Origin of the sequence: Pseudomonas sp. SJZ078, from assembly GCF_007828255.1 — a bacterium.
GTDB lineage: Bacteria > Pseudomonadota > Gammaproteobacteria > Pseudomonadales > Pseudomonadaceae > Aquipseudomonas.
On the sequence record NZ_VIUG01000001.1, the window covers coordinates 343,045 to 367,127 of the forward strand.

The 24,083-nt window shown below is 59.0% G+C and carries 23 protein-coding genes and 2 pseudogenes; 11 read left to right on the forward strand and 14 right to left on the reverse strand.

Features of this window, described 5'->3' with window-relative positions:
• Window positions 1-294 precede the first annotated feature (294 nt).
• From FBY02_RS01465 to FBY02_RS01475, 3 genes are all read left to right on the forward strand, one after another.
• Entirely contained in the window at window positions 295-2,496 is a 2,202-nt protein-coding gene (locus FBY02_RS01465; RefSeq protein WP_144922413.1) for a type VI secretion system Vgr family protein, read from the forward strand.
• 17 nt (window positions 2,497-2,513) lie between these two features.
• The gene (locus FBY02_RS01470) at window positions 2,514-2,972 is read left to right on the forward strand and encodes a DUF6484 domain-containing protein (protein WP_144922416.1); all 459 of its coding nucleotides are present in this window, start codon (window positions 2,514-2,516) and stop codon (window positions 2,970-2,972) included.
• A 76-nt stretch (window positions 2,973-3,048) separates the two neighbouring features.
• Window positions 3,049-4,311 carry a TIGR02270 family protein gene (locus tag FBY02_RS01475; protein WP_144922419.1) on the forward strand — a complete coding sequence of 421 codons (1,263 nt, stop codon included), beginning with the start codon at window positions 3,049-3,051 and terminating at the stop codon, window positions 4,309-4,311.
• Window positions 4,312-4,314: 3 nt separating this feature from the next.
• Here FBY02_RS01475 and FBY02_RS01480 read toward each other — a convergent pair whose 3' ends face one another.
• From FBY02_RS01480 to FBY02_RS01505, 6 genes are all read right to left on the reverse strand, one after another.
• A complete protein-coding gene (locus tag FBY02_RS01480) occupies window positions 4,315-4,740 on the reverse strand; it encodes a DUF1810 domain-containing protein (RefSeq protein WP_144922422.1) in 426 nt (141 codons plus the stop codon).
• Window positions 4,741-4,812: 72 nt separating this feature from the next.
• The gene (locus FBY02_RS01485; protein ID WP_144922425.1) at window positions 4,813-5,505 is read right to left on the reverse strand and encodes a type 1 glutamine amidotransferase domain-containing protein; all 693 of its coding nucleotides are present in this window, start codon (window positions 5,503-5,505) and stop codon (window positions 4,813-4,815) included.
• Between the two features lie 101 nt (window positions 5,506-5,606).
• On the reverse strand, window positions 5,607-6,860 hold the full coding sequence (locus FBY02_RS01490; protein ID WP_144922427.1) for an OprD family porin: 1,254 nt from the start codon (window positions 6,858-6,860) through the stop codon (window positions 5,607-5,609).
• 91 nt (window positions 6,861-6,951) lie between these two features.
• Window positions 6,952-8,256, reverse strand: a complete 1,305-nt coding sequence (locus FBY02_RS01495; protein WP_144922430.1) for a CitMHS family transporter — start codon at window positions 8,254-8,256, stop codon at window positions 6,952-6,954.
• A gap of 139 nt (window positions 8,257-8,395) precedes the next feature.
• A complete protein-coding gene (locus FBY02_RS01500) occupies window positions 8,396-9,721 on the reverse strand; it encodes a dicarboxylate/amino acid:cation symporter (RefSeq protein WP_144922433.1) in 1,326 nt (441 codons plus the stop codon).
• A gap of 40 nt (window positions 9,722-9,761) precedes the next feature.
• Window positions 9,762-10,844 (reverse strand): 4-oxalomesaconate tautomerase, encoded by a 1,083-nt coding sequence (locus FBY02_RS01505; RefSeq protein ID WP_144922436.1) that lies wholly within the window; start codon window positions 10,842-10,844, stop codon window positions 9,762-9,764.
• Window positions 10,845-11,012: 168 nt separating this feature from the next.
• Between FBY02_RS01505 and FBY02_RS01510 the strand changes: the two genes are divergently transcribed.
• Entirely contained in the window at window positions 11,013-11,903 is an 891-nt protein-coding gene (locus tag FBY02_RS01510; protein WP_024777250.1) for a LysR family transcriptional regulator, read from the forward strand.
• Window positions 11,904-12,109: 206 nt separating this feature from the next.
• On the forward strand, window positions 12,110-12,571 hold the full coding sequence (locus FBY02_RS01515; protein ID WP_144922440.1) for a RidA family protein: 462 nt from the start codon (window positions 12,110-12,112) through the stop codon (window positions 12,569-12,571).
• A gap of 19 nt (window positions 12,572-12,590) precedes the next feature.
• Here the strand turns inward: FBY02_RS01515 and FBY02_RS01520 are convergent, their stop codons facing one another.
• Both FBY02_RS01520 and FBY02_RS28265 read right to left on the reverse strand, forming a co-directional pair.
• Window positions 12,591-13,577 carry a LysR family transcriptional regulator gene (locus FBY02_RS01520; RefSeq protein ID WP_144922443.1) on the reverse strand — a complete coding sequence of 329 codons (987 nt, stop codon included), beginning with the start codon at window positions 13,575-13,577 and terminating at the stop codon, window positions 12,591-12,593.
• 227 nt (window positions 13,578-13,804) lie between these two features.
• A pseudogene (locus FBY02_RS28265) lies at window positions 13,805-13,968 on the reverse strand (2,4-dienoyl-CoA reductase); the annotation flags it as partial.
• 170 nt (window positions 13,969-14,138) lie between these two features.
• On the opposite strand from FBY02_RS28265, the gene FBY02_RS01530 reads away from it, so the two are divergent.
• Both FBY02_RS01530 and FBY02_RS01535 read left to right on the forward strand, forming a co-directional pair.
• Window positions 14,139-14,495, forward strand: a complete 357-nt coding sequence (locus FBY02_RS01530) for a hypothetical protein (RefSeq protein WP_144922446.1) — start codon at window positions 14,139-14,141, stop codon at window positions 14,493-14,495.
• A 2-nt stretch (window positions 14,496-14,497) separates the two neighbouring features.
• Window positions 14,498-14,668: a DUF1289 domain-containing protein gene (locus tag FBY02_RS01535; RefSeq protein WP_144922449.1), complete on the forward strand. Its 171-nt coding sequence runs from the start codon at window positions 14,498-14,500 to the stop codon at window positions 14,666-14,668.
• Window positions 14,669-14,704: 36 nt separating this feature from the next.
• Here FBY02_RS01535 and cynR read toward each other — a convergent pair whose 3' ends face one another.
• Window positions 14,705-15,592, reverse strand: coding sequence for a transcriptional regulator CynR (gene cynR, locus FBY02_RS01540; RefSeq protein WP_144922626.1), 888 nt, complete (start codon window positions 15,590-15,592; stop codon window positions 14,705-14,707).
• 108 nt (window positions 15,593-15,700) lie between these two features.
• Here cynR and FBY02_RS01545 point away from each other — a divergent pair, with 108 nt between their 5' ends.
• Both FBY02_RS01545 and cynS read left to right on the forward strand, forming a co-directional pair.
• On the forward strand, window positions 15,701-16,360 hold the full coding sequence (locus FBY02_RS01545; RefSeq protein ID WP_144922451.1) for a carbonic anhydrase: 660 nt from the start codon (window positions 15,701-15,703) through the stop codon (window positions 16,358-16,360).
• Window positions 16,361-16,400: 40 nt separating this feature from the next.
• The gene (gene cynS, locus FBY02_RS01550) at window positions 16,401-16,871 is read left to right on the forward strand and encodes a cyanase (protein ID WP_024777263.1); all 471 of its coding nucleotides are present in this window, start codon (window positions 16,401-16,403) and stop codon (window positions 16,869-16,871) included.
• 585 nt (window positions 16,872-17,456) lie between these two features.
• Here the strand turns inward: cynS and FBY02_RS01555 are convergent.
• Both FBY02_RS01555 and FBY02_RS01560 read right to left on the reverse strand, forming a co-directional pair.
• The gene (locus FBY02_RS01555) at window positions 17,457-17,933 is read right to left on the reverse strand and encodes a nuclear transport factor 2 family protein (RefSeq protein WP_144922454.1); all 477 of its coding nucleotides are present in this window, start codon (window positions 17,931-17,933) and stop codon (window positions 17,457-17,459) included.
• A 372-nt stretch (window positions 17,934-18,305) separates the two neighbouring features.
• Window positions 18,306-19,055 (reverse strand): annotated as a pseudogene (locus FBY02_RS01560) (creatininase family protein).
• Between the two features lie 205 nt (window positions 19,056-19,260).
• Here FBY02_RS01560 and FBY02_RS01565 point away from each other — a divergent pair.
• Window positions 19,261-20,205 (forward strand): LysR family transcriptional regulator, encoded by a 945-nt coding sequence (locus FBY02_RS01565; RefSeq protein WP_144922457.1) that lies wholly within the window; start codon window positions 19,261-19,263, stop codon window positions 20,203-20,205.
• On the opposite strand, the gene FBY02_RS01570 is transcribed toward FBY02_RS01565, so the two are convergent.
• The 3 genes from FBY02_RS01570 to FBY02_RS01580 all read right to left on the reverse strand — a co-directional run bounded on the left by FBY02_RS01570 (window position 20,194) and on the right by FBY02_RS01580 (window position 23,091).
• Window positions 20,194-20,988, reverse strand: coding sequence for a creatininase (locus tag FBY02_RS01570; RefSeq protein WP_144922460.1), 795 nt, complete (start codon window positions 20,986-20,988; stop codon window positions 20,194-20,196). The genes FBY02_RS01565 and FBY02_RS01570 overlap by 12 nt on opposite strands.
• 82 nt (window positions 20,989-21,070) lie before the next feature.
• Window positions 21,071-21,622, reverse strand: coding sequence for a VOC family protein (locus tag FBY02_RS01575; protein WP_144922463.1), 552 nt, complete (start codon window positions 21,620-21,622; stop codon window positions 21,071-21,073).
• 38 nt (window positions 21,623-21,660) lie between these two features.
• Window positions 21,661-23,091 carry a cytosine permease gene (locus FBY02_RS01580; protein WP_144922466.1) on the reverse strand — a complete coding sequence of 477 codons (1,431 nt, stop codon included), beginning with the start codon at window positions 23,089-23,091 and terminating at the stop codon, window positions 21,661-21,663.
• A gap of 322 nt (window positions 23,092-23,413) precedes the next feature.
• Here FBY02_RS01580 and FBY02_RS01585 point away from each other — a divergent pair, with 322 nt between their 5' ends.
• Window positions 23,414-24,082 carry an FMN-dependent NADH-azoreductase gene (locus FBY02_RS01585; protein ID WP_144922469.1) on the forward strand — a complete coding sequence of 223 codons (669 nt, stop codon included), beginning with the start codon at window positions 23,414-23,416 and terminating at the stop codon, window positions 24,080-24,082.
• The last annotated feature ends 1 nt before the right edge of the window (window position 24,083 follow it).

Here is a 24,083-nt window from a genome sequence, read left to right on the forward strand (position 1 = left end):
ACGAGCCCACACCTCCCTTCCTTGGCGCACGCCTGCGTTGTTGTACTGCAACGATAGCATGCCGCTGGTTTGGCGCTTGGCCCGGCTCTTTGACCATAAGACGCGTAACAACCCCTCCATTCCCGTCTACGCTAGCTGAACGAGGCTAACGCGTACGACAACCCCGGTCCGTAGAAAACGGATGGGACTGAGCATCGAATAGACCGATAGGGAGATCAACCTGTGATGGATAGACAGCGCTATGCAGTCAAGACGGCCCACTGACGTCCAGACCCCAGCCAGAGGGCGCCGTTGATGTCACTCACGCAAAACACCCGCCTGGTGCAGGTCGACAGCCCCCTTGGTGATAACGTCCTGCTGCTGCAAAGCATGGACGGCGGTGAAGAATTAGGTCGGTGTTTTCACTACGAACTGGATCTGACCTCCGAGGACCGGGCGATTACCTTCGATCAGTTGTTGGGCAAGCCGATGGGCGTGACCCTGGAACTGTACGAGGGCGGTAAACGCTACTTCCACGGGATTGTCTGCAGTTGCCGTCAGTTGACCGGCCATGGTCAGTTCGCCGGTTACCGTGTCACGCTGCGGCCCTGGTTCTGGTTGCTCACGCGCACCTCGGATTGCCGGATTTTCCAGAACAAGACCGTGCCGGACATCATCAAGCAGGTGTTCCGTGACCTCGGCTTCTCCGACTTCGAAGACAGTCTGAGCGGCAGTTATCGCGAGTGGGAATACTGCGTGCAGTACCGCGAAACCAGCTTCGATTTCATCAGTCGGTTGATGGAACAGGAAGGCATCTACTATTACTTCCGCCATGAAAAGGCCCGCCATGTACTGGTGCTGGCCGATGCCTACGGCGCCCACTCCACGGTGCCGGACTACGCCTGCGTCCCCTTCTACCCACCCGATCGACAGATGCGCGAGCGCGATCACTTCTACGATTGGCAACTGGCGCGAGAAGTCCAACCCGGTTCCCTGGCGCTGAACGACTATGACTTCCAGCGCCCCCGCGCCAGCCTTGAAGTACGCTCCAGTGTCATGCGCGACCACAGCAACGGCGACTACCCGCTCTATGACTATCCCGGGGAATACCTGCAGAGCAATGACGGTGAACACTACGCACGTACCCGCATCGAAGCCATTCACAGTCAATTCGAGCGGGTGCAGCTGCGTGGTCTCGCTCGCGGGCTGGGTTCCGGCCATTTGTTCACCCTGACCGGCTACGACCGGGCGGACCAGAATCGCGAATACCTGGTGGTGGTCGCACGCTATCAGATTCGCCAGGATCCTTATGAAAGCGGGCAGCCGGACCTGACCGAACAGTTCGTCAGCGAGTTGGACTGCATGGACGCCCACCAGGCCTTCCGCCCTCTCCCGCTGACGCCCATGCCCATTGTCCGCGGGCCGCAGACGGCCGTGGTGGTAGGTCCCAGTGGCGAGGAAATCTGGACCGACCAGTATGGCCGGGTCAAGGTGCATTTCCACTGGGACCGTCATGACCAATCCAACGAGAACAGCTCCTGCTGGATTAGGGTGTCCCAGGCCTGGGCCGGCAAGAATTGGGGTTCGGTGCAAATCCCACGGATCGGTCAGGAGGTGATCGTCAGTTTCCTCGAAGGCGACCCGGACCGGCCGATCATCACCGGCCGCGTCTACAATGCCGAACAGACCGTGCCCTACGGGCTGCCTGCCAATGCCACCCAGAGCGGGGTGAAAAGCCGCTCCAGCAAGGGCGGCTCACCGGCCAATTTCAATGAAATCCGCATGGAGGACAAGAAAGGTTCGGAGCAGCTGTTCATCCACGCCGAAAAGAACCAGGACATCGAGGTCGAGAACGACGAAACCCACTGGGTCGGCCATGACCGCAGCAAGACCATCGACAACGACGAGACCGTGCACGTCAAACACGACCGCACGGAGACGGTGGACAACAACGAAACCATCACCATCGGCGTGAACCGTACCGAGGAGGTGGGCAGCAACGAGAAAATCACCATTGGCGTCAATCGCACCGAGAAAGTCGGCAGCAACGAGACCATCACCATCGGTGCCGACCGCACGGAAAAGGTCGGCGCCAACGAAACCATCACTATCGTCGGCAACCGCAACGAAGACGTCGGCGGTAACGAGACGATCGGCATTTCCGGCAACCGCAATGAATCGGTAAAAGGCAATGAAGGCATCGAGATCAGCGGCAACCAGAGCACCGATATCAATGGCAACCACAGTACCCAGATCGGCCAGAACGAATCCCGTGATGTCGCCCAGAACCGCAGCACCGACATCAAGCAGAACGACAGCCTGGATGTAGGCAAGCATTTTTCCCTCACCGCTGGCGACTCGATCACGCTGACCACCGGGGCGGCCAGTATCACCATGAAGAAGGACGGCACCATCGTGATCAGCGGCAAGAACATCACCCTCGACGGCTCCGGCGCCATCAACATCAAGGCCAACAGGAACGTCGTCGTCAAAGGCCAGAAGATCCTGCAGAACTAGCCCACGGAGTGGCCGCTATGACCGTTGAATACCACCTTCGCGCAACTACTACCTCCGCGCCAATGCGCGTGGAAGGCGTGGTGATTGGCGTATTGCTGGACGTGCCCAGGGTGGACGCCCCGGTGGTGGCTTTTCCCGGCTGTCCCGGTGAAACAGGCCTCGCCGCACGCACCACCACTCCACTGAACCGCGAAGACATCGGCGTCCAGGTCGCGTTGATGTTCGAGGCGGGCGACCCGGCACGGCCGCTGGTGATCGGCCGTATCCAGCGTCTGGAAGAGCCTGCAACACCCGCGCTCGCCCATCTGGATGGCGAACGCCTGGAGTTCAGCGCCGAACGGGAAATCGTCCTGCGCTGCGGCAAGGCCAGCATCACCCTGACCCGCGCGGGAAAAGTCATCATCCGCGGCGCCTACCTCTCCAGCCGATCCAGCGGGGTCAACCGCATCAAGGGGGGGTCGGTGCAGATCAACTAGAAAGCAGGCGCCCTACTCAAATTCGATGGCAACCAGTGGCAGCGGTTGATATGCCCACACAACACATGAATGTCCCATGAACAACTCGCTGTTGCTGATAATCGACCAGCACGCCGAAGAGGCCAGCTTCCTTGCCAACCTGCGTGACTACGCCGCGCGCGCACCGCATTTCGACATCGAACACCTCGGCACACTCGATAACCGCCTGGACGCTCACCTCGACGGGTTGCGTATCGCAGCCCAGGACGGCCTGGAAACGCTCCTGGCGCAACTTGGCCCTCATGCCATCGGCGAAATGTTTGCCTGTGCGGTGCTGGCCTTCGAGTCGGCCAATGGCAAGGTATTGTCGCGGCTGAGCGAACACCTGCGAGGCGCCGCAGAAACGGAACGCGGTTATCTGATGGCCTTGGGCTGGCTCGACTGGGAGCGGCTAGCGCCCTGGATCGAGCGCATGCTCGCCGCACCTGAGCCGATGTTTCGCCGACTCGGCCTGGCCGCCTGCGGCATGCATCGGCACGACCCGGGCCCCGCCCTGCTTAACGGACTGTGCGACACAGACCCAAGCGTGCTGGCCCGTGCCGCCCGTACCGCCGGCGAACTGCGCCGGCGCGACTTACTGCCCAACCTCCGCGCCCACTGCCGGCACCCGGATCCAGCCCCCCGTTTCTGGGCCAACTGGGCCACCGTCCAGATGGGCGATCAGCAGCCCCTGGAACCCCTACGCCACTTCGCCGAGCAACCGGGCGAATTTCAATACCGCGCGCTCAGTGTGTTACTGGCCTGGCAAGAACGCGAGACCAGCATCACCTGGATACGCCAGTGGGTGCAGAACCCCAGGCATCTGCGCATCGGCATCCAGGCCCTTGGATTGCTGGGTGATCCGGCTTGCGTACCCTGGCTGCTCCAGCAGATGAGCGACCCGCCTTACGCCCGCGTGGCCGGTGAAGCATTCAGCCTGATCACCGGCGCCGACCTGGCGCTACTCGACCTGGACTTGCAGGACCTGCCGGACTTCGAAGCGGGCCCGAACGACGACCCTGAGGACCCGAACGTCGCCATGGACCCCGATGAAAACCTGCCATGGCCCGACCCTCAATCCATAGAAGCCTGGTGGCAGGCCAATGGAGGGCATTTGCAGGTGGGTACCCGGTACCTGCTGGGATTGGCACACAGTGAACAGGCGTTTGAACAGGTACTGATTCTCGGCCAGCAACGCCAGCGCATTGCCGCCGCCTGCGGGCTGGCCCGTTTTCGGCCGGACGAGGTACTTTTTCCCACCAGTGCGCCGACCTGGCGGCAAAAGCGGTTGCTGGGCATGACGGCGGCGTCCGGAGGTTAATCATCAGTCCCCCAACAGCAGAAGCGTCTTGGGATCGGGTTCACCCGAATAGAACTGATCGAGCGCCTCTGGGTACAGAGTCGACTCCGGCCGCGCTGTCATGAACAGCGTGAGACAAGAGCGAAACTTCAGATCGTCGGGCGAACCGAAGATCTGCCCGGCGCTCAGGTCGCGGTGTTGCAGTACAGTGGTCACACACAACTCCAACCGAGGGCCGAGCACCTTGTGCTGCAGATACGCGCAGGCTTCGGCCACGCCAGAGATAGCGAACCGAGCCGCCATCTCGGTACGACCAAGGCCCTGCAACTGCGGAAAGATGAACCACATCCAGTGACTTGTTTTCCGACCTGCCTGCAGCTCGTTCATGACACGGCTGAACACCGGGGCCTGGGCTTCGACAAAACGGGCCAGGTTGTAAATGTCATGCATGATGCGTTTCCCTCCACCCGCCGGCCGCATCGCTGCGGCCGGCAGTGTCCGTTCCAGCGAATACCCCATGGCTCAGGCCGACTGTTCCTGCTTCAGACGCTTGAGCAATGCATGGGCGGCGGCTTCGGAAGACGCCGGATTCTGGCCGGTGATCAAATGCCCGTCCTCGACCACATAGCTGGCCCAGTCCGCCCCCTTGGAATACTCGCCGCCCTTGGCCTTGAGCATGTCTTCCACCAGGAACGGCACCACCTGCGTCAACCCCACCGCCTCCTCTTCGGAGTTGGTGAACCCGGTCACCTTTTTACCTTTCACAATCGGCTGGCCGTTCGGGGCATTGACGTTCTTGAACACGCCGGGCGCATGGCAGACGGCGGCAATGGGTTTATTAGACTCGTAGAAGGCTTCGATCAGGACCTTGGAGTCGGTGTTCTCAGCCAGATCCCAGAGCGGGCCGTGGCCTCCTGGGTAAAATACCGCATCGAAAGCATAGGGGTCGATCTCACCCAGCGGCACCGTGTCGGCCAATGCCATCTGGGCCTGGGTGTCCGAGCCAAAGCGACGGGTTGCATCGGTTTGCGCGTCCGCTTCGTTGCTCTTGGGGTCCAGCGGTGGTTGTCCGCCCTTCGGGGAGGCGAGCGTGACCGTCGCATTGGCGTCGACGAACACGTAGTAAGGCGCAGCGAATTCCTCCAGCCAGAAACCGGTCTTCTTGCCGGTGTCGCCCAACTGATCGTGAGAGGTAAGAACCATCAGAATGTTCATGTGCATCCAGCCTCCGAGTGTAAACGGGCGAAGTGGGCTCGCCCTGCATTACTCTCAGAGGCCGTGTTGGGGCAGACGTTCAAGCGGGTTGGACCAACGTCCTACCAAAGCGCAACATCATAGGTGAAGTAGATTCGATTGCTGTCACGGCCCCGTGAGAAATCCGAGCGATAGACGTAGTTGCGCAGCTTCATCCCCACCCCCTTGAACGTGCCGTGCTGCACGACATAAGCGATTTCGGCATCACGCTCCCATTCCTTCACAGTGCTGTTGGACTGGCCATCGTTGCCACTCAGGTAGCGGCTGGAAAACGTGAGGCCTGGTACACCGAGGCGGGCAAAATCGTAGCCATAGCCGAGCATCCAGGTCTTCTCGTCCTCCTCGATGAACTTGCCAATCCCGGCATTGCTGAAGGAATAAACCGTGGCACCGCTGATGTACGGCAAGCCGGCCTCACCGCTGAGCGCCTGGTAGCCAGCACTGAGCGTATGACCAGCAACGGCGTAGGACAGCAGGCCACTGAGCATGTCGTTGTCGATCTTGCCGCCGTAGGCCGAACCGGAATCGACGCTGTTGAAGTAGCGCAGGTCGCCGGTCAACACCCCGCTGCCCAGCGGCAGGTCGTGTTGGATGCCGGCAAAGTTCTGTCGGTAGAAGTTCTCGAGCTCGCCGTAGAAGTAGCTCAAGCGGGTGTTTTTCCCCAGTTTGTAATCGGCACCGGCGTAGTTGAAGTCGCCTGACTGATCGCCAGCGTAACCGTCAGGCACGATCGGCATGCTGTCGCTGGAATCCCGCAGTTTGAAACGCTCCAGATGGCCGCCGGTCAGGGCGAGATTGTCGATGTCAGTACTGCTGACCTGCAGGCCCTGGTAGGTCTGGGGCAACAGTCGCGCGTCGTTGTAGATCAGCACCGGGGTCTTGGGCAGCAAGGTGCCGTACTTGAGCGTGGTCTTGGCCACCCTGGCCTTGGCGGTCATCCCCGCGCTGGCAAACTCATCGGCGGCGCGACCATCGTCATGCACAGGTAACAGACCGGTGCCACTGCGGCCACGCCCGGAGTCGAGCTTGACCCCGAGCAGCCCCAGGGCATCGACGCCAAAGCCAACGGTGCCGGGGGTAAAACCCGACTGGTAATCCAACAGAAAGCCTTGGGCCCATTCTGTGCGCTCGCTCTTCGCGGTTCTCGCGGCTCGCGCGCTCATTCCGTGCTCGTCGCGAAAATTCTCGTTGAAGTAGACGTTGCGCAATTGCAGTTTGAGCTTGCTGTCGTCGATAAAACCCTCGGCGTTGGCGGCGGCCAGCGGCAACAGGCCAAGCATAGGAAATACAGCCCCACGGATCAGAGAAGTGTGCATATCGGTTTCTCGTTGTTGTTATTTGGCGTGCAAGCCAGCGCACACCCCGGCGACGAGGCGTGACAGGCGCAAAACGAAGGTGTCGGGTGGTTCAGGAAAACAGGGTCAGCGCACCGGTCAGCAAGGCCAGCGCGGTAATCACCAGGGAGGTGAGCACGGCCCACTTGACGGTCGCTTTCTGGAAGTCGCCCAGGTCACGATCGACCATGCCCACCAGCAGCAAGGTCGACGCCACCAGCGGGCTCATCAGGTGCACCGGCTGACCGAGAATCGACGCCCGGGCGATTTCCACCGGATCGATTCCATACGCAGCAGCGGCATTGGCCAGGATGGGCACGACGCCGAAGTAGTAGGCATCGTTGGACAGGACGAAGGTCAGCGGCATGCTGGTGATCGCCACCACCAGCGGGAACAGATGCCCCCACGAGGGCGGAATCCAATCGACCAGGGTCTGCGCCAGGGCGTCGACCATTTTCGTCCCGGAGAAAATCCCGGCGAAGATGCCGGCGGCGAAGACCAGCAGGACCACGGTCATGGCGTTGCCCGAATGGGCAAGAATGCGCTCTTTCTGGATGTCCAGTTGCGGATAGTTGATCATCAGCGCCAGGACGAACCCGATCAGGAACAGGATCGCCGAGTGCATGAGCCCCATCACCAGGGCCGCCATGACCGCGATCACCAGGAGCAGATTGACGTAAGCCAGTTTAGGGCGTTTGTGCGGGGTGTCTTCGATGATCGCCTTGATATAACAATCTCCGCCGCCGCTTTGCAGCTGGACGTTGCCAATGCGCTTGCGTTCGGCACGGCCCAGCAGGAATGCGGTGAACACCACCCACATCGCACCGCCGATCATGGTCGGCAGCAAGGGCACGAAGTAATCGCCGGCATCCAGGCCCAGTGCCGCGATCGCTCGGGTCGCCGGGCCGCCCCAGGGGGTCATGCCACTCATGATGCTCAAGGACAGCATCGCCACCGTCGCGAGGATCATCGGGTTCATGCCGATGCGCTTGTACAACGGCAGCATGGCGGCGCAGGTAATCATGTAGGTCGTCGTGCCATCACCGTCCAACGCCACCACCAGCGACAGCAAGGCCGTGCCGACAGCGATTTTCATCGGGTCGCCATTGACCCGCTTGAGAATCTTGCGGATCAGTGGATCGAACAGGCCGGCGTCGATCATCAGGCCAAAAAACAGGATCGCGAACAGCAACAAGGCTGCCGAAGGCGCAACCATCTTCAAGCCGTCCAGCATCATTTTGCCGGTGGTGCCGCCGAACCCACCGATCACCGCAAAGACAATGGGCACGATCGTCAGGGCAACGATCGGCGACAGGCGTTTTGTCATTATCAGGAAGGTGAAGACCACCACCATGGCCAAGCCAAGTAAAGCGAGCATAGGTCAGTTCTCTTGTTGTTATTCGTAGCTTTACCAACACCCAGGCGCACGCCTTCCAACCTGTCAGGCGACACGTTCAGTGTGCCTGGCAGAGGTCAAGAAAGGTGTAGAGCCGTGATATCGAGTTTGCCGTGACCGGCTAGAGATGTTTCGCGGCCTTGGCGTCGTCCCAGGCGTCATGCATAGCCTGGGCCACTGACGGGGAAGGCTTGCCGTCCAGGGTCTGTAACAGCACCTGGCGGTCGCAGGCGTTCTCCGAAATGGCGATCACCACGGTCGCCACCGCGTTGCTCGCCAGGCTCGTCAGTGCCCGCGCTTCCGACATGAATCGGTCAATGCCAATCAACAGGGCCAGGCCGGCCAGCGGGATGTCGTGGATGACCGTCAGGGTCGAGGCCAGTGCGACGAACCCGCTGCCGGTCACTCCCGCGGCGCCCTTGGACGACAACAACATGATCGCCAGCATAGTGACAGTCTGGGTCAGCGTCAGCTCGATGTTGCAAGCCTGCGCGATGAAGATAGCCGCCAGCGACAGGTAGATCGCGGTGCCATCCAGGTTGAATGAGTAGCCGGTCGGCAGCACCAGCCCCACTACCCCTTTCTTGCAACCCAGGGCCTGGAGTTTTTCCAGCATTCGCGGCATCACCGGTTCGGTCGAAGACGTGCCCAGCACCACCAGGAACTCTTCGCGCAGGTAGCGCAGCAGTTTCCATAAGCTGAAGCCATGGGCGCGGCAGATACCGCCCAGGACCGCGAAAACGAAGAAGGCACAGGCGATGTACAAGGTCATGATCAGCTTGGCCAGGCTCCCCAACGAAGTGATGCCGTACTGCCCGACCGTGAACGCCAGGGCGCCGAATGCGCCAATCGGGGCAAAACGCATCAGGTAGGAGAAGATCTTGAACACCATGTGCGAAGCCGATTCCAGTACGTCCAGTACCGGCTTGCCCCGCTCACCCAACGAAGACAGGGCGAAGCCGCAAAGCACCGCGATAAACAGGACCGGCAGTACCTCGCCTTTATTGAAGGCGCCGATAAAGGTATCGGGAATGATGTGCATGAAGAAGTCGACCACCCCCAGCTTCGCCGCCGAGTCGGTGTACTGCGCCAGGCCCTGGGTACTCAAATGGGTCGGGTCGATGTTCATCCCGGCTCCGGGCTTGAACAGATAGACCGCCGCGAGGCCGATGACCAGGCTGACCACGGTCAAGCCCAGAAACAACAACATCGTCTTGCTCAACAAGCGCCCCAGCGAGCGCTTGTCGCTCATGCCGGCGATGCCCGTGACGATGGTGCAGAACACTACCGGCGCGATCATCATCTTGATCAGCTTGATGAAGGCGTCGCCCAGCGGCTTCAAGGCAATCGCCTGTTGCGACCAGAAGTGCCCGACCACCACGCCCAGCAGCACGGCGCAGATGATCTGGAAGTAGAGCGATTTAACAACTTTCATGGCATCACCCATTTTTAGAATTGTTCTGATGCTAACGACAACGACAGCCTGGCTAACCGGCCAGTCGCTGGGAACCCTTGGCGTAGACGAAACCCGAAAACAGTCGGCGCGCGGTCCGCACCACCGAGGCGCGGATGGTCTCACCCTTTTCCCCGGCATAGGACAAAACAACGTCGATACCGCCGCTCGGATGCTCGATGCGGACCCGCTGCAAACGGGGCTCGCTGACGCCGCCGATCAATCCGGCGGCCACACTGCCTGCGGTCACACACGCGGTAGCAAGCCCGATGGAGCCGGTAATCGCCAGCGCCCGATGGCAGTTGTGCGGCATGAAGTAGCGCACCTGGAGCGTTCCGCCAGACTTTGCCGGCGACACCAGCACCGGCTTGGGAATCACCTTGTCGCTGACATCGCCCAGGCCCATGGCCAGCCCGGCTTTGAGCCGCAGGGACTCCAGGCGTTGCAGAAAGGCTTTATCGGCATCCAGCTCGGCGGGGCTTTCGTCGCCGCGCTTGCCGAACTGACTCGCTTCGACGATGACCATGGGCATGGCCATGTCGATGCAGGTCACCACAATGCCGTCGATGACGTCCTGCGATTGCCCGGTGGGGAAGAGTTTGCCCGTCTTGCTGCCCGCCGCATCCAGGAACGTCAGTTCCACCGGCGCGGCAGTGCCCGGAACGCCATCGATGGCAGTGTCTCCCTCATAGCTGACCTTGCCCCCCGGGGTTTGCACCTCGGACACGACGAAGGTGCCGGTATTGAGGTTGCGAATGCGCACCGGGGTACGGTCACCGGTCGCCTTGACCAGCCCCTGTTCGATGGCGAACGGGCCGACGGCGCAAAGCATATTGCCGCAATTGGGCGCAGTGTCGACCCGACGTTGGGAGACCATGACCTGGACGAACAGGTAATCGACATCCGCCTCGGGGTGCAACGATGGGCTGACGATTGCCACTTTGCTGGTTTGCGGGCTGCCGCCGCCGATACCGTCGATCTCCAGCTCGTGGCCAGATCCCATCAGATCGAGCAACAGCTCGTCACGTTCCACGATGGCGGCCGGCAGGTCCCAAGCGAGAAACACTGGGCCTTTGGAGGTACCGCCGCGCATGAGCACACAAGGAATTCGTTGCATGAACACTAACTCTTGTTAATCAATCTGGATAATTGATGTTCTGGAGACAAGAGTGGCAGGCTTTGAAAAGTGTTTCCAATGCAAAGATCGGAGACTTTATTGCGTTTAGCGAATCAATCCCCGTAGGATGACTACCACGATGTATCGCGTTGCTTATGGGGATCCGGCATGGAATATGAGCTACAGGACATACGATCTTTCGTCAAAATCGCCGAACTTGGCAGTTTCCACGAGGCTGCCGATGCGCTTCACCTGTCTCAGCCGGCCCTGAGCCGGCGCATGAAGAAACTGGAGGAAGGGTTGGGCACTGCCTTGCTCGATCGCACGACGCGCAAGGTCAGCCTGACCAGCGTCGGACGCGACTTTCTGCCCAAGGCGCGGCGCCTGCTGGACGACTTCGACGATTCGATCCTTAACATTCGCGAACTGGCGGAACGGCAGATCGGCCGGGTGACCCTGGCTTGCATTCCCACCGCCGCGTTCTATTTCCTACCGTCGGTAATCCGCTTGTACAACGAGCGCTATCCGAAAATCCGCATCCGCCTGCTCGACCTCAGCGCCAACGAGGGACTCGAAGCGGTGCTGCGCGGCGAAGCCGACTTTGGCATCAACATGATGAGCGGCCAGCATCCGGACATCGAATTCGTGCCCCTGGTCAACGAACCCTTTGTCCTGGCTTGCCGCCGCGATCATGAATTGGCTGGACGCAGCGCCGTCACCTGGTCGGAACTCAGCGACTATCGCCTGATCGGGGTGGGTCGTCTGAGTGGCAATCGCATGCTGCTTGATCATGCCCTGTCGGGACTGAGCTGGCGTCCGCAATGGTTTTACGAGGTCCAGCACCTGTCTACGTCACTGGGGCTGGTGGAGGCAGGCCTCGGGGTATCGGCAATGCCCAGCCTGGCGATGCCCGCCGGGGACCATCCAACACTGGTCAGCGTGCCGCTGATCGAACCGGTGGTCAACCGATCACTGGGGCTGGTCTATCGACGAGGCGCGTCCCTATCCCCCGCCGCCGAGAAGTTTGTCTCGATCCTGCTTGAGCAGTGGCCGCAGTAAGAGCGTTCGCGGAAGGTCGTTCGCCAATGGGCGGCGCCGAACTTGGGTTCAAGGTAGTGATCACTCACAACTTCAGGGGGCGCATTAATACGTCTATAGCGGCGCATTAATGCGCCATTGAAAAAGCATCTGCAATGCTAGTCTTCGCCTTCCCACAACCCGGACTGCCGCCGTGCGGGCAGTCTGCTCTACGTCTGGAGAATGCAATGGCAGCTTCGCAACCGTTCGGAAAGAAAACCGCTTACTGGGGTGTGGCATGGGAGGAAAGCTACGGCTATCCCCAGGCCAGGCAGATAGGCAACGAAATCTATATATCTGGCCAATTCAACCACGATGAAGATGGCAACCTGATCGCTCCCGCACCGCTGAATAGCGAAGGCAAGCCCAGTGATTTCTCTTCAATGGGGGAACAAATGCGCGCCTCCTACGACAACATCTCCAAGTTGCTCGCCCTGTATGGCGCGACCCTTGAAGACGTCGTTGAAGAAACGCTTTATGTGCTGGACATGGACGCAGCATTTGCTGTGGTAGGCAATGTTCGCAAGGCTGCCTTTGGCACTGAGCGGCCCCAGTGCGCGAGCAACATCATCGGCGTATCGAGGCTCGCACAGCGTTCGCAGTTGATCGAAATTGTCTGCAAGGCGGTCATCGGCTCCGGCACCCGCTAAGACGTGCTCCCGGTTTCGTCTACGAAACCGGGAGAGCTCGCTGGCCTTCGACCAAGGGCTTGAGTTCGGCAACCGCCGCTGCGCAAAACGTCATGAACGCCTTGACTCGCCATGACTTTCGAATGTCCTGATGAGTCAGCAGCCAAAGCCCGTCCTGAAGTTCAGGCACAACCGGGCCGACGCGCACCAACCCGGGCGTGATGTCACCCAGCATGCAGGGAAGGAATCCAAAACCAAGACCCGCCACAATGGCAGCGCTCGCTGCGGCGACGGAATCGGTTCGGTAGGAAATACAATCAGGGGCAACCCTGCTATCGACGTAGCTCGTTGCCTTGAGGCCGCATAAGGCTGCCGAATAGGACACCCACGTCTGGCCTTCTGCAAAAGGTGTTGAGGTCGGCGCGTTTTTATCACTGCCGTATGGCGCCCAAGCAATTGTCGCGAGCTTTCGTCCTACCAGACTTTCTGATGGCTTGTTGGTCGCCCTCACCGCGATATCCGATTCATCTCGGGCCAGACTCAATGTCTGATTGACTACCAGTACCTCAATCGCTATCCCTTCATTCAGTGCCTTGAACTGCGCGATGATGGGCGTGAGGAAGTACAGCAGTAGCGAATCACTGGTGGTGATCCGGAGTTTTCCGAGTGGCCCTTGACCCGCCCGTGAAACACGCCGTGCAACGCTGACGATATCCAGCTCGACTCGCTCGGCGAGCGCTCGTAATTCCGCCCCCTCAGTAGTGAGCATATATCCCGAGCGGCGGTGATCGAACAATGCCACTCCGAGTATTTTTTCAACCTGGGTCACTCGGCGCGAAACGGTAGAAACGTTGATCCCCAGCTTCTTGGCAGCGTCAGTGCGATTGGCGCATTCGCTGAGCGTTTTAATGATGCGTAAATCGTCCCACGAAAGCTGGGCTACAGCACCACTGAAATCTGGTTTGACGTCACCTGCAGGAGCCGGGCTGGATAATCCAATTTTAGGTGGCGACTTCACTGAAAGCATTCCAAATATCGTGTTCGCTCATCATACGAAAAGGCTAAGGCGGAACAAAGTTATTGCTGCTCGAGTGGGTTAGACAGGTAGCTAGCCGTAGAACGCGACACGGCACGCTACGAAATCAAGTGATGATGAACGATTGCTTTCGGCCCAGAAGTAGACATTCCACCAACGGTAGAGAGTTGAAAAAGTGGGTTACCTCCCATCGCTCTCCGAGTTGAACAGGTACCGACTCACATCGAACCCTTCTCTACCCAACGCCGGTACTGCCGCGTGCGAAACCCCATGGCGACCTGCTGCAGAATCAGCGCACGCAATGGCGAGATACGTGGATCAGGCTTTTCGCCCGACTGAGTTTACCCAGCTGATACTTCACCACCGCCATGTTCGCCAATGCCGTGCCGCTCGCCGGTTGCTATCTGGGTTGGGTGTGGCTGGACCCGGTCATGGGCATAATACCGACAGCATTCGTGAACGTCTCAAGCCGGTGCACGAAGTCAGCCATCTGACGGTCGAGTTTCGACCGGCCTGAGGTCTCCCCTTCCATCAATTCCAAAGGAACTTGCGATGCCTCCAGGGCAACGTGAACTGGCGCGGATCGAACGCCGGTTGATTACCACGCTGACCGAAGCGTGCGAAACAGCAAAAGGTGAAATCCAAGGTTTCACCTGGCTCACCCACACTGCTGACTTGAATGCGTTGGCTAAAACCCTGAAGGTGACCTGGGTGTTCGAAACCCTCGCTGACAGACAGCAAGCCCAGGTTGATGCCAAGGCTCGCATCCTCGAGCTGACGGCCATCGCGCTGAAAGAAGCCGGCATCGATCTGAGCTTGTCGGATCGCAACGTCCGCCTTGACTCTGAGCAAGAATGCCAGCGCGGTCATGGTGGCGATTGGAAAAAGCGTCTGGCCAAGGGTGATTGAGGATGGCCAAGGAAATCGAAAATCCCTGTATCGCGTTATGCCAACTGAAGGGTGATTTGTGTGTCAGTTGTGGACGGAGCAAAGAGGACATCAGAAAGTGGAAACGCATGAAGCGGCCTGAAAAAATGGCTGCGGTGCAGAGGGCGAATATCCGTTTGAAGGGGCTGAAGTAAAACGCAGGGAAAATCGCTTGTCCTTGGATGGATGTATTACACGTTTAGTTGAATGGATACCTCTTTAGCCACCTCGATGAAAACTCGCATCGCTGCGCTCTGAAAGGCATCTTTGCGCCGCAAAAGGACGGCGGTGCGCTGCAAGCGCTCAGGCTCCAGTGCGATGGCCACCAGATCGTCATGGGCCAACGCAATTTTGGCCGGCAATAAAGTTGATAGATGCGTCCTACGAACGATTTCGATCACTGCACCGAGGGCATTGGCCTCCATTTGCACCTGAGGGCGAATCGCGTGTTTGCGGCAGTAGCGATCGATTTGTTCGCGGGTTGCAAACTCCGGGCTGAGCAAAATCAGGGATTCGGCATTCAGACCTTGCAATCCAATGGACCGCTCCTCGGCCAAGCGGTGACTGCGACTCACCACTAAAGCGAGGGTTTCGTTCAGCAAAGGGATGGCATCAATATTCGGTGTATTTATTTCATCGAACGCGATCCCCGCGTCCAATTCCCCAGCCAAAAGCAACTCCTCAATGCGCTCTTGGGAAATCTCCTTCAGGTTGAGAGTGATCTTGGGATACCGAGAGTGAAATGCTTCGATCACGGGCCCTACCAGATAAGTCGTGAACGTCGGCGTCACGGCTAGGCGCAATGAGCCACGGGTGAGGTCGCTCACATCGTGGATGGCGCTTTTAGCATCTCGCAATTCCTGATAAGCACGGCGTGCATACAAAAGATAGACGTCTCCCGCGTCAGTCAAGCGAGTTGTGCGTCCTGAACGGTCGAACAGCTGGGCTCCAAGACTTTCTTCCAACTGTTTCACCTGTTGCGAAAGGGCTGGCTGAGACACGTGCAGTGCCGCTGCGGCCTTCGTGAAGCTGAGATGTTCCGCAACCGCAAGGAAGTATTGGATGTGGCGAGCAGGCATGATTTCACTCATAAGATAATCCGATCAATAGCATAATAAATCAGACTTTTATCTTATGTAACGCGTTGCTTAATCTTTGTCTCACACCCGGACATCGAGACAGCAACCATGAAAGCAATCATCGACGGTTTTCTGAAATTCCAGAAAGACGCGTTCCCTGAGCGGATCAAACTGTTCAAGGACTTGGCTAATCAGCAGAGCCCAAGAGCATTGTTCATCTCTTGCTCAGATAGCCGACTGGTGCCTGAACTGGTCACCCAGCGCGAGCCAGGCGATCTGTTTGTCATCCGCAACGCCGGCAACATCGTACCGTCGTATGGCCCGGAGCCAGGCGGCGTTTCGGCCTCTGTCGAATACGCGGTCGCCGCACTCCAGGTCGCAGACATCGTCATCTGCGGCCACTCCGACTGCGGCGCGATGACCGCCATAGCAACATGCAAGTGCCTGGATCACATGCCAGCCGTTGCCGGATGGCTCCGTTACGCCGACTCGGCCAAGGTGGTTAACGAAGCCCGCAAACACCCGGATCTGCCGAGCAAAGTTACGTCCATGGTCCGCGAAAACGTCATCGCGCAACTGGCCAACCTCCAGACACACCCATCCGTTCGCCTAGCGCTCGAAGAAGGCCGCATCACCCTGCATGGTTGGATCTATGACATCGAGAGCGGGCGTATCGACGCCTTCGATGGCAGTACCGGGACCTTCGTGTCCCTCGCAGAGAACCCCGAAATCCACGCCGTTTTCCAGCAAGCCAGGCACATCGCCTGAAACCTGTACCTGCAACCCTTACCAACTTAGGAGATTCGCCATGATCCAGACTCAAGCCACTCGCACCGCTCGCCAAGAACTGACCGAAACCATCATTTTGGCCAAGGCTCGCAAGGACCTGTCCTTCGCCGAGATCGTTGACGGCACCGGCCTGTCCGAAGCCTTCGTCACTGCTGCCCTGCTCGGCCAGCATCCACTGCCTTCCAGCGCCGCCCATGTCGTGGGCAAGAAACTCGACCTCGATGCTGATCAAGTCGCTTTGCTGCAATCGATGCCAGTTCGCGGCAGTTTTTTTGATGGCGTACCGTCCGACCCGACCATCTACCGTTTCTACGAGATGATGTCGGTATACGGCACCACCCTCAAAGCGCTGGTTCACGAAAAGTTCGGCGACGGCATCATCAGTGCCATCAACTTCAAGCTGGACATCAAGAAAGTCGAAGATCCGGAGGGTGGCCATCGCGCTGTGATCACCCTGGACGGCAAGTATCTGCCTACCAAGCCTTTCTGATGTAAGTCAGCCCGGGCGTCTGACGGCAACCGGGCTACACCCCAACCCTTTATTACATCTGGCGCTCGATCGTTGGCGCCAGGGACGGGGGGCTCAAACACCTGCCGTCCCCTGACCTTTTGAAAGAATAACCCTTCTCTACTTGCGCCCCTGCAGCGCGCTTTCCGCCTCTACTCCGGCAGTAATTGCACGGAAGTGCATTTACTCAGGCCGTATCCAAAACCAAGAATCGCCAACGGCTGGCTGCGAAAATCCAGCTCACCGCAAGTTCCCGCCTGAGACAAACGGAGCTACGATTTGCAGCCTCATGCGTGGATCTGGTGAAGCAAATATTGTTAGGGAACTTCAGTGATAGACTCATGGCTGGAAAAGCTGCGACCGCTAGACCTTTCGCGAAGCAGGCAATGAAGACCGTTGGCAGGCGGAAGAGCCGGATAAGACCGGCCAAGAGTTGGAGGATATACTTTGGAGGGATTGCGTGCGGTTACGAGTCAGGAGGACTTTTGATAAAGAAACTATTTATAGCGCCAGGCTCAAAAAAAGACCTGAGCCTTTTCAACGAAAGGTTCAGGTCGGTTGAGATATTTACAGACCGAGGTCAGACAGGCTTGGGTGGTCATCCGGGCGACGTCCCAGCGGCCAATGGAACTTGCGCTCGCTCTCCTTGATGGGCATGTCGTTCACGCAGGCGAAGCGACGGTGCATCAAGCCATCCGCTTCGAACTCCCAGTTTTCGTTACCGTAAGAGCGGAACCAGTTACCTGAATCATCATGCCACTCGTATGCGTAACGTACAGCGATGCGGTTGTCGGTAAAGGCCCAGAGCTCTTTGATCAGGCGATAATCAAGCTCTTTTCTCCATTTGCGAGTAAGAAAACCTTTGGCCTCTTCACGATTGGTAGCAAATTCCGCTCGGTTACGCCATTGGGTGTCCAACGTATAGGCAAGCGATACTTTTTCGGGATCGCGGCTATTCCAGCCATCTTCAGCGAGTCGGACTTTCTCAATCGCCGTTTCACGAGTGAACGGAGGAAGGGGCGGACGAGTTTGTGCATCGAACATGGTAGTGCCTCCAGGACAATTGGATGTATCGGTTTATATAACGTTTTCGAAACTCAGCAAAACGGCACAACTTTCTTTCAGCGATCATCATCGCAACATCAACACGTCACGATAATCGCGATTCATATCAACATCTCAACAAGCCAGCTTACGCGAACGGGTACGAGCAACCACGCAGACTAATATGCGCCAGGGCCATATTTTCGTTCTTCTACATGAGCCCAATGTAGAACGATCATTCTCCTTGGTCAATCATCGCTTGGAATTTTTTTCGATTTTCCACATCGTGGCGTACCTGATTGATTGCCGTTCTTACGGGATGAAACGCCAACGCCCGGGATACCCAGGCGTGTGCAATGGCAGCGCTGCGGTTCAACCCGCCATGGACTCACGGCTAAAGGCCTGCACCTCCTGCAACAGACCTTGCGCGGCCAGCATCACCAACTGCCGGCCTTTTTCCGCAGAGGCTTGCGCCGGGTCCGATCCCATGCGGCCATCCGGATGCCGGGCGCGGAAATCGGCTGCCTCCCGGATCGGGCCCCAGTTGGCGATCTATGGCGAGTAATCTGCGGATTTGATGGCGTGGGGATAGGCCCACTGGGTCACGGCGATTTCCGAAGGCGTTGCATGAACACCGTGACCGGTGGGGAACTGCTCCCGCGCCAGCTCATTGACCCCTTCCAGATCCCACCAGTTGCACAGCTTCAAGGCGAAACCCGCAGGGCGACGGACGAAACTCGCCTCGGCGTACAGTTCCGAGAACGCCGCTTCAATCGAGGCGATATTGCCGCCATGGCCATTGAGAAACAGCATCTTTTCAAACCCATGGGCAGCCAGCGAGCGCACCCAGTCGCCGATGGCGGCGATGAAAGTCGAAGGTCTGAGCGAGATTGTTCCCGGGAATCCAAGATGATGTTGCGCCATGCCGATGTTGAAGGTCGGGGCAATCAGAATGTCCGCGGCCTGCTGCGCCTGGTGGGCGATGATTTCGGGGCACATCCAGTCCGTCCCCAGCAATCCGGTAGGCCCGTGCTGCTCGTTGGAACCGATCGGGATGACCACGGTACGGCTGCGCTGGAGGAATGTTTCGATTTCGGCCCAGGTCGATAGATGTAAAAGCATCTGCGTTCTCTCTTTGGAAAGGTTCCTTGCGGAACACGATGGGTGCGAGGTTCAGTAAAGGCGCCTGTTCACCTGCGCTGCATTCAAGACCCGATTGCAACGCATTGCAGGTCAGATGTTGCGCCCACCACCAAATCACAGCAAGAGCAACTATGTTGGTGTACCGTTGCCCTATGAGCAACGCAGAATCGGAAGGACACCAGTCATGCGCGAGATCAACCAGCAACGCCTGCGGTATTTTCATGAGGTGCTGACCCACGGCTCGATCCGTGGCGCGGCGGACAGCATCAACACCTCCCCCTCGGTGATTACCCGCCAGATCAAGTTGCTGGAAGAGGAATTGGGTACCCGGTTGTTCGAACGCCAGGCCCGTGGCGTCCAGCCCACCGAAGCTGCCGCGCACCTGCTGGAGTTCTGGCGCGGCTATCGATCACATCAGGAGAAGCTCGAAGACCAGCTCCAGGCCATCAAGGGGCTGCAACAGGGACACGTGCGAGTCGTCATCAGCGAAGGCTACGTCGATACCCTGGTGGACCACGTGCTCGCGCCGTTCTGCAAACAGTACCCCAAGCTCGATGTCAGGCTGGACATACTGCCCGTGGACGACGTCCTGAACGAAATCGCGGAAAATCGCGCGCACATCGGCCTGGCCTACAACCCGCCTCCCCACACTCACATCGATTACCGCGCGACGTCCCGGCAGCCCGTCATGCTGCTGGTTCGCCCGGACCATCCGTTGGCCTTGCAAGGGACAATGGCAACCGTCGCCGACTTGCTCGACTGCCAACTGGTGCTGACGCCGCCGACCTTCGGTATCGGTCACGCGCTGAAGATGCTCGAGTACGCCGAGAAGATCGAAATCCGTCCGGCGCTGGTCAGCAACTCCTTGGCCGCTCTCAAGCGCCTGGTCGCGAGCGGCGAGTTTGCCTCGCTGTTGGGCGAAGTGGCGGCCTATCGGGAAATTGCCCAAGGCAGCCTCGCGGCGGTGGCCGTCGACCATCCACTGTTCCTGGGGGTCGAGGCGAAACTGCTGGTGAAGTCCGGACGCCCGCTGGCGGCCCCTGCCCAGGAGTTACTGAACTGGATGTTGCAACGGCTGCCGATGTTCGCCTCCGGCAACCCTGCACAAGAGCCCGGTTCAGCCGTTTGAAACCTGCGACTCGGCCCCGGCGAGCCTGAACTCCGACCGCACCGCCTGGACGATACCGCTGACGACATCCGCCACCAGCAACCGTCCCTTCTCTGCGCTCGACCCCAATGCGGAGGACAGCACGCCGCTGGCCGGCACCCATTCGGTTCGGGTCGGGTACATGTCGTAGACCGGGAACTCAGCCGGTCCGTGGTCAGGGATCTGGTCCAGGCACACCAGTTGCGGGTGGTAATGCAGCATCATCGACGTCTCGATGACCGCTGCGTGCTCCAGTGCGATGCCCGGAAAACCGTTCGCAAAGATCGTGTCGAGGGTCTGTGCTTTGACGAACTCCCAGTGTTCCAGGCGCATGACCTCCAGTCCGGCCGCGGGCCCGATATCGCGCATCGCCAGCTCGATGCCTTCGGTCACGAACCATTGGTTTTCGTAGTGACCGATCACCAGGACCAGGCGCTTTACACCATGGCGATGAAACTCACGCACAGCATCGCGGACCATGGCGATCAGCGTCGCGCCATCCACGCTGGTGGTGCCGCAGAAGTGCTGCCCGCCGCCACACTTGGGCTGGGATTTATAGCCGTAGGACAAGGCCGGGGCGACCACGCCGTCGATCTTCCGAGCCACGTCTTCACTGATTGCACTGGCGAGCAAGGCGTCGGTCCCCAAGGGCAGATGGGGGCCGTGCTGCTCCGTGGCGCCGATGGGCAGCAAGACCACCGCACCTGACTGCACCCGGTGCTCATAGTCCACCCAACTGATGTTATCCATCCGGACAGGGTTCATGGTTTTACTCCTGTGTCGTTGCAAAGCGGTCACGCCCAGGCGCTGCTGACGCCCAGGCGAAACCCAGTGATGCCGAGTGGGCTTATGCCCGCGGCGGATACCAGGACTCCGGCTCCGGATAGTCCCAGTCGGCAGGAAAGGCGTAGGTTTCGAAGACCGTAGTGGTGTCGGCCTCGGTGCCGAAGAACGCGAAATGATTCACGCCCATCCACGAACCGGACTGCACGCATTTGAAACCGCGGCGCTGCAATTCAGCGATGCGCTCCTCGAACGGGATGTTGTTGCAGTCGTAGGCAACGTGCTGGATCCCCTCGCCATGGGCCTCCAGGAAGTCGGCGAAAATCGTCGGCCCCGACACCGGCTCCATCAGCTCCCAGACCATGTTTCCGGACTGGGCGAAGCAGACCTTCAGCACAAAGTCGGCCGGTTCACCGTGGTACGTCTGGTTCCGGGTGTTCTCCGGGCTGAAGGTGTATACCCGCCATGGGCCGATCCCCAGCTTGAGCAAGCCGTCCATGGTGCGTTTATGGTCCCGGGTCACGATTGCGATCTCCACGACGTTGCCCAGGAACGCATCGATCTCGGCGCCGCCGCTCAATGCAGCCAGCACATTGGTTTGTTCAAGATGAGACATTTGCAATAACCTCTTTAATGTTGAATCGTGCACAGCGTTTACTTAGCCATCACTGGCCCGTTAATAACTTCGCTGGGACGCGAGCGATGCAATAGGTAATAAATACCGCCGCCCACGCAAAATCCCGCCAACCAGGACAAATCAATTCCACCCAGTGCCATCGCAAGAGGGCCTTGCAGCGACTGGATGGTGCCTACCTGGAATAACCAGGCCGCCAACACACCCACGGCCAGTGCAAATACACCCCTCCAGTTCACGTCAGTGCAGGTACTTTCCAAGTGATGGCAATAAAGCGATTTCACATCGATCCGCCCCCGGCGAATCAGGAAGAAGTCGACCAGGGTGATACCCGCCCAGGGACTGATCCACACCACGAAAAACACCATCAGGTTTTCAAAGGCGTGCACGAACTCGCCGGATTGCAGGAACAGATAGAGGATGAACAGCGCCACCAGGCCCGAGACCGTTGAAACCACCCAGCGTGGGACGCGCAGGTCCAGGGACAAGGTGGCCAGCGCCGCCGAGTAGATGACCACGATGTTGGTGGCCACCGGCCCATGGAGCAGCACCAGCAGAACCGGCAACGCCATGGTGCCGAAGACCGCAATGATCAGTTGCGCGGGGTCCGAACCGGCACCCGCAGAAGCAATTGCCGCGCCCAGGAACGCCAGCCAGACGGTGGGCAGGAACATGCCGAGGAACGTCGAGCGGAACACCTGTCCATCGGACAATCTGCTCTGGGTGAAGCGGGTGTAGTCCGAGGCGTAAACCAGCCACGAAATGCCCCAGCCGATCCCGATCGCCGTCATCAGGCTGCTCATGGCCGAAAGCTTGCCGATGCCTTCGACGGTCGAGCGCTGCCACTGGATGTCCACGTGTGTGAAGGCCAGGCCGGTCATCACCACCATGATCAGCAGGATCACCGGCATGGTGTAGCGCTCGAAGCACTTGATGGCGTTGAAACCCCAGGCGGCAATCCCGACCTGCGCGATCATGACGACCAGGGCGATGCCGTACTTGAGCTCCATGCCGCCGTTGATGCCGACCCTGTCCAGGGCGGCCACCGCCAGGTCCAGCACGATCCAGGTGTTGGTCGCCACCCAGCCCATCGGCATCAGTACCTGCATGAGGGTGGGAAGGTAGGCACCGCGCCGGCCGAACGCCAGCCGAGACAGGACCATCTGCGGGACTCCCGTGCGGTGCCCCATGATGCAGATGCCGCCGAACAAGGCGGCGCCCAACAGATTGCCGATCACGATGACCAACAGGGTTTCAATCAGGCTCAGGCCTAGCTGGATACCGATGGCACCCAATACCCAGTTGATCGGCGCCACGTTCGCCCCCGCCCAGATCCAGAACTGGTCCAGGGGCGTAGAGGTACGCTGGCTATCGGGCACTGGCTCGATACCAAGTGCATCATAGTTGGCCTCGTTGATTAAACTGTTTGCAGATTCGCGACGCGTTGACATTATTATTTTCCTCGCTGAACGGCGACCACCTGTATCGCCCGGGTTCATTAAAGCGAGGTCCGCAAGTTTAAGTAATTGACGATAACTAAACCGTCCTTTAGAAAACTTGTCGGGTTGAGTTTTCCTAAAACCTGCAATGTGATCTATCCATTTCCGCTTTGAAAATAGCGGCTTTTCAAAACGGCGCGACTAAGAACAATCACTTGTTGAGTTTTATTTGATGCGGTTCAAGTAAATATCAATAGTCGGGCGGCTCAGCGCCGTGGCCAACTTGTTTCCGTCACCGAGGTAGTTCCACCTCAGGCTTAACAGGAAACAGGACATGACCACCCTTCTTCATATTGACGCCAGCGCACGATCCGACCGCTCACTGAGCCGTAAACTGTCCCAGGCCTTTGTCGAGGCCTGGCGTGAGCGCGATGCCAGTACCCAAGTCATCACCCGTGACGTCGGCCGCATTCCACCCCCCTTCGTGACCGAGGCCTGGATTGCCGCGGTCTTTACCCCCGAAGAGCAACTGACGCCGCAAAAACGCGAGGAAATCCGCCTCTCGGACGAGTTGATCGATGAGCTCGACCGCGCCGACGTCATCGTCATCGGCACGCCGATGTACAACTACGGCATGCCGGCCGCGCTCAAGTCCTGGTTTGACAAGGTGATCCGGATCGGCAAAACCTTCACCTTCGACCTGGAGCGCGGCGACTACCCACTGGAACCGATCATGAGCGGCAAGAAACTGGTCATCCTGTCGTCCCGAGGCGAATTCGGCTTCGGGCCTGGCGGCGTTCGCGAGACCATGAACCATCTGGACACGCACATCCAGACCTGCGCGCATTACCTGGGCGTGAATGAAACCCATGTGATTTCCATCGACTACCAGGAGTTTGCCGACGCGCGCCATGAAGCCTCCATCGCCAATGCCTTCGACGCCGTTCCGGTGCTGGTCCGGCAGATGATCGAGGAAAGACAACACCAGGTGTCGGTGGCTTGAG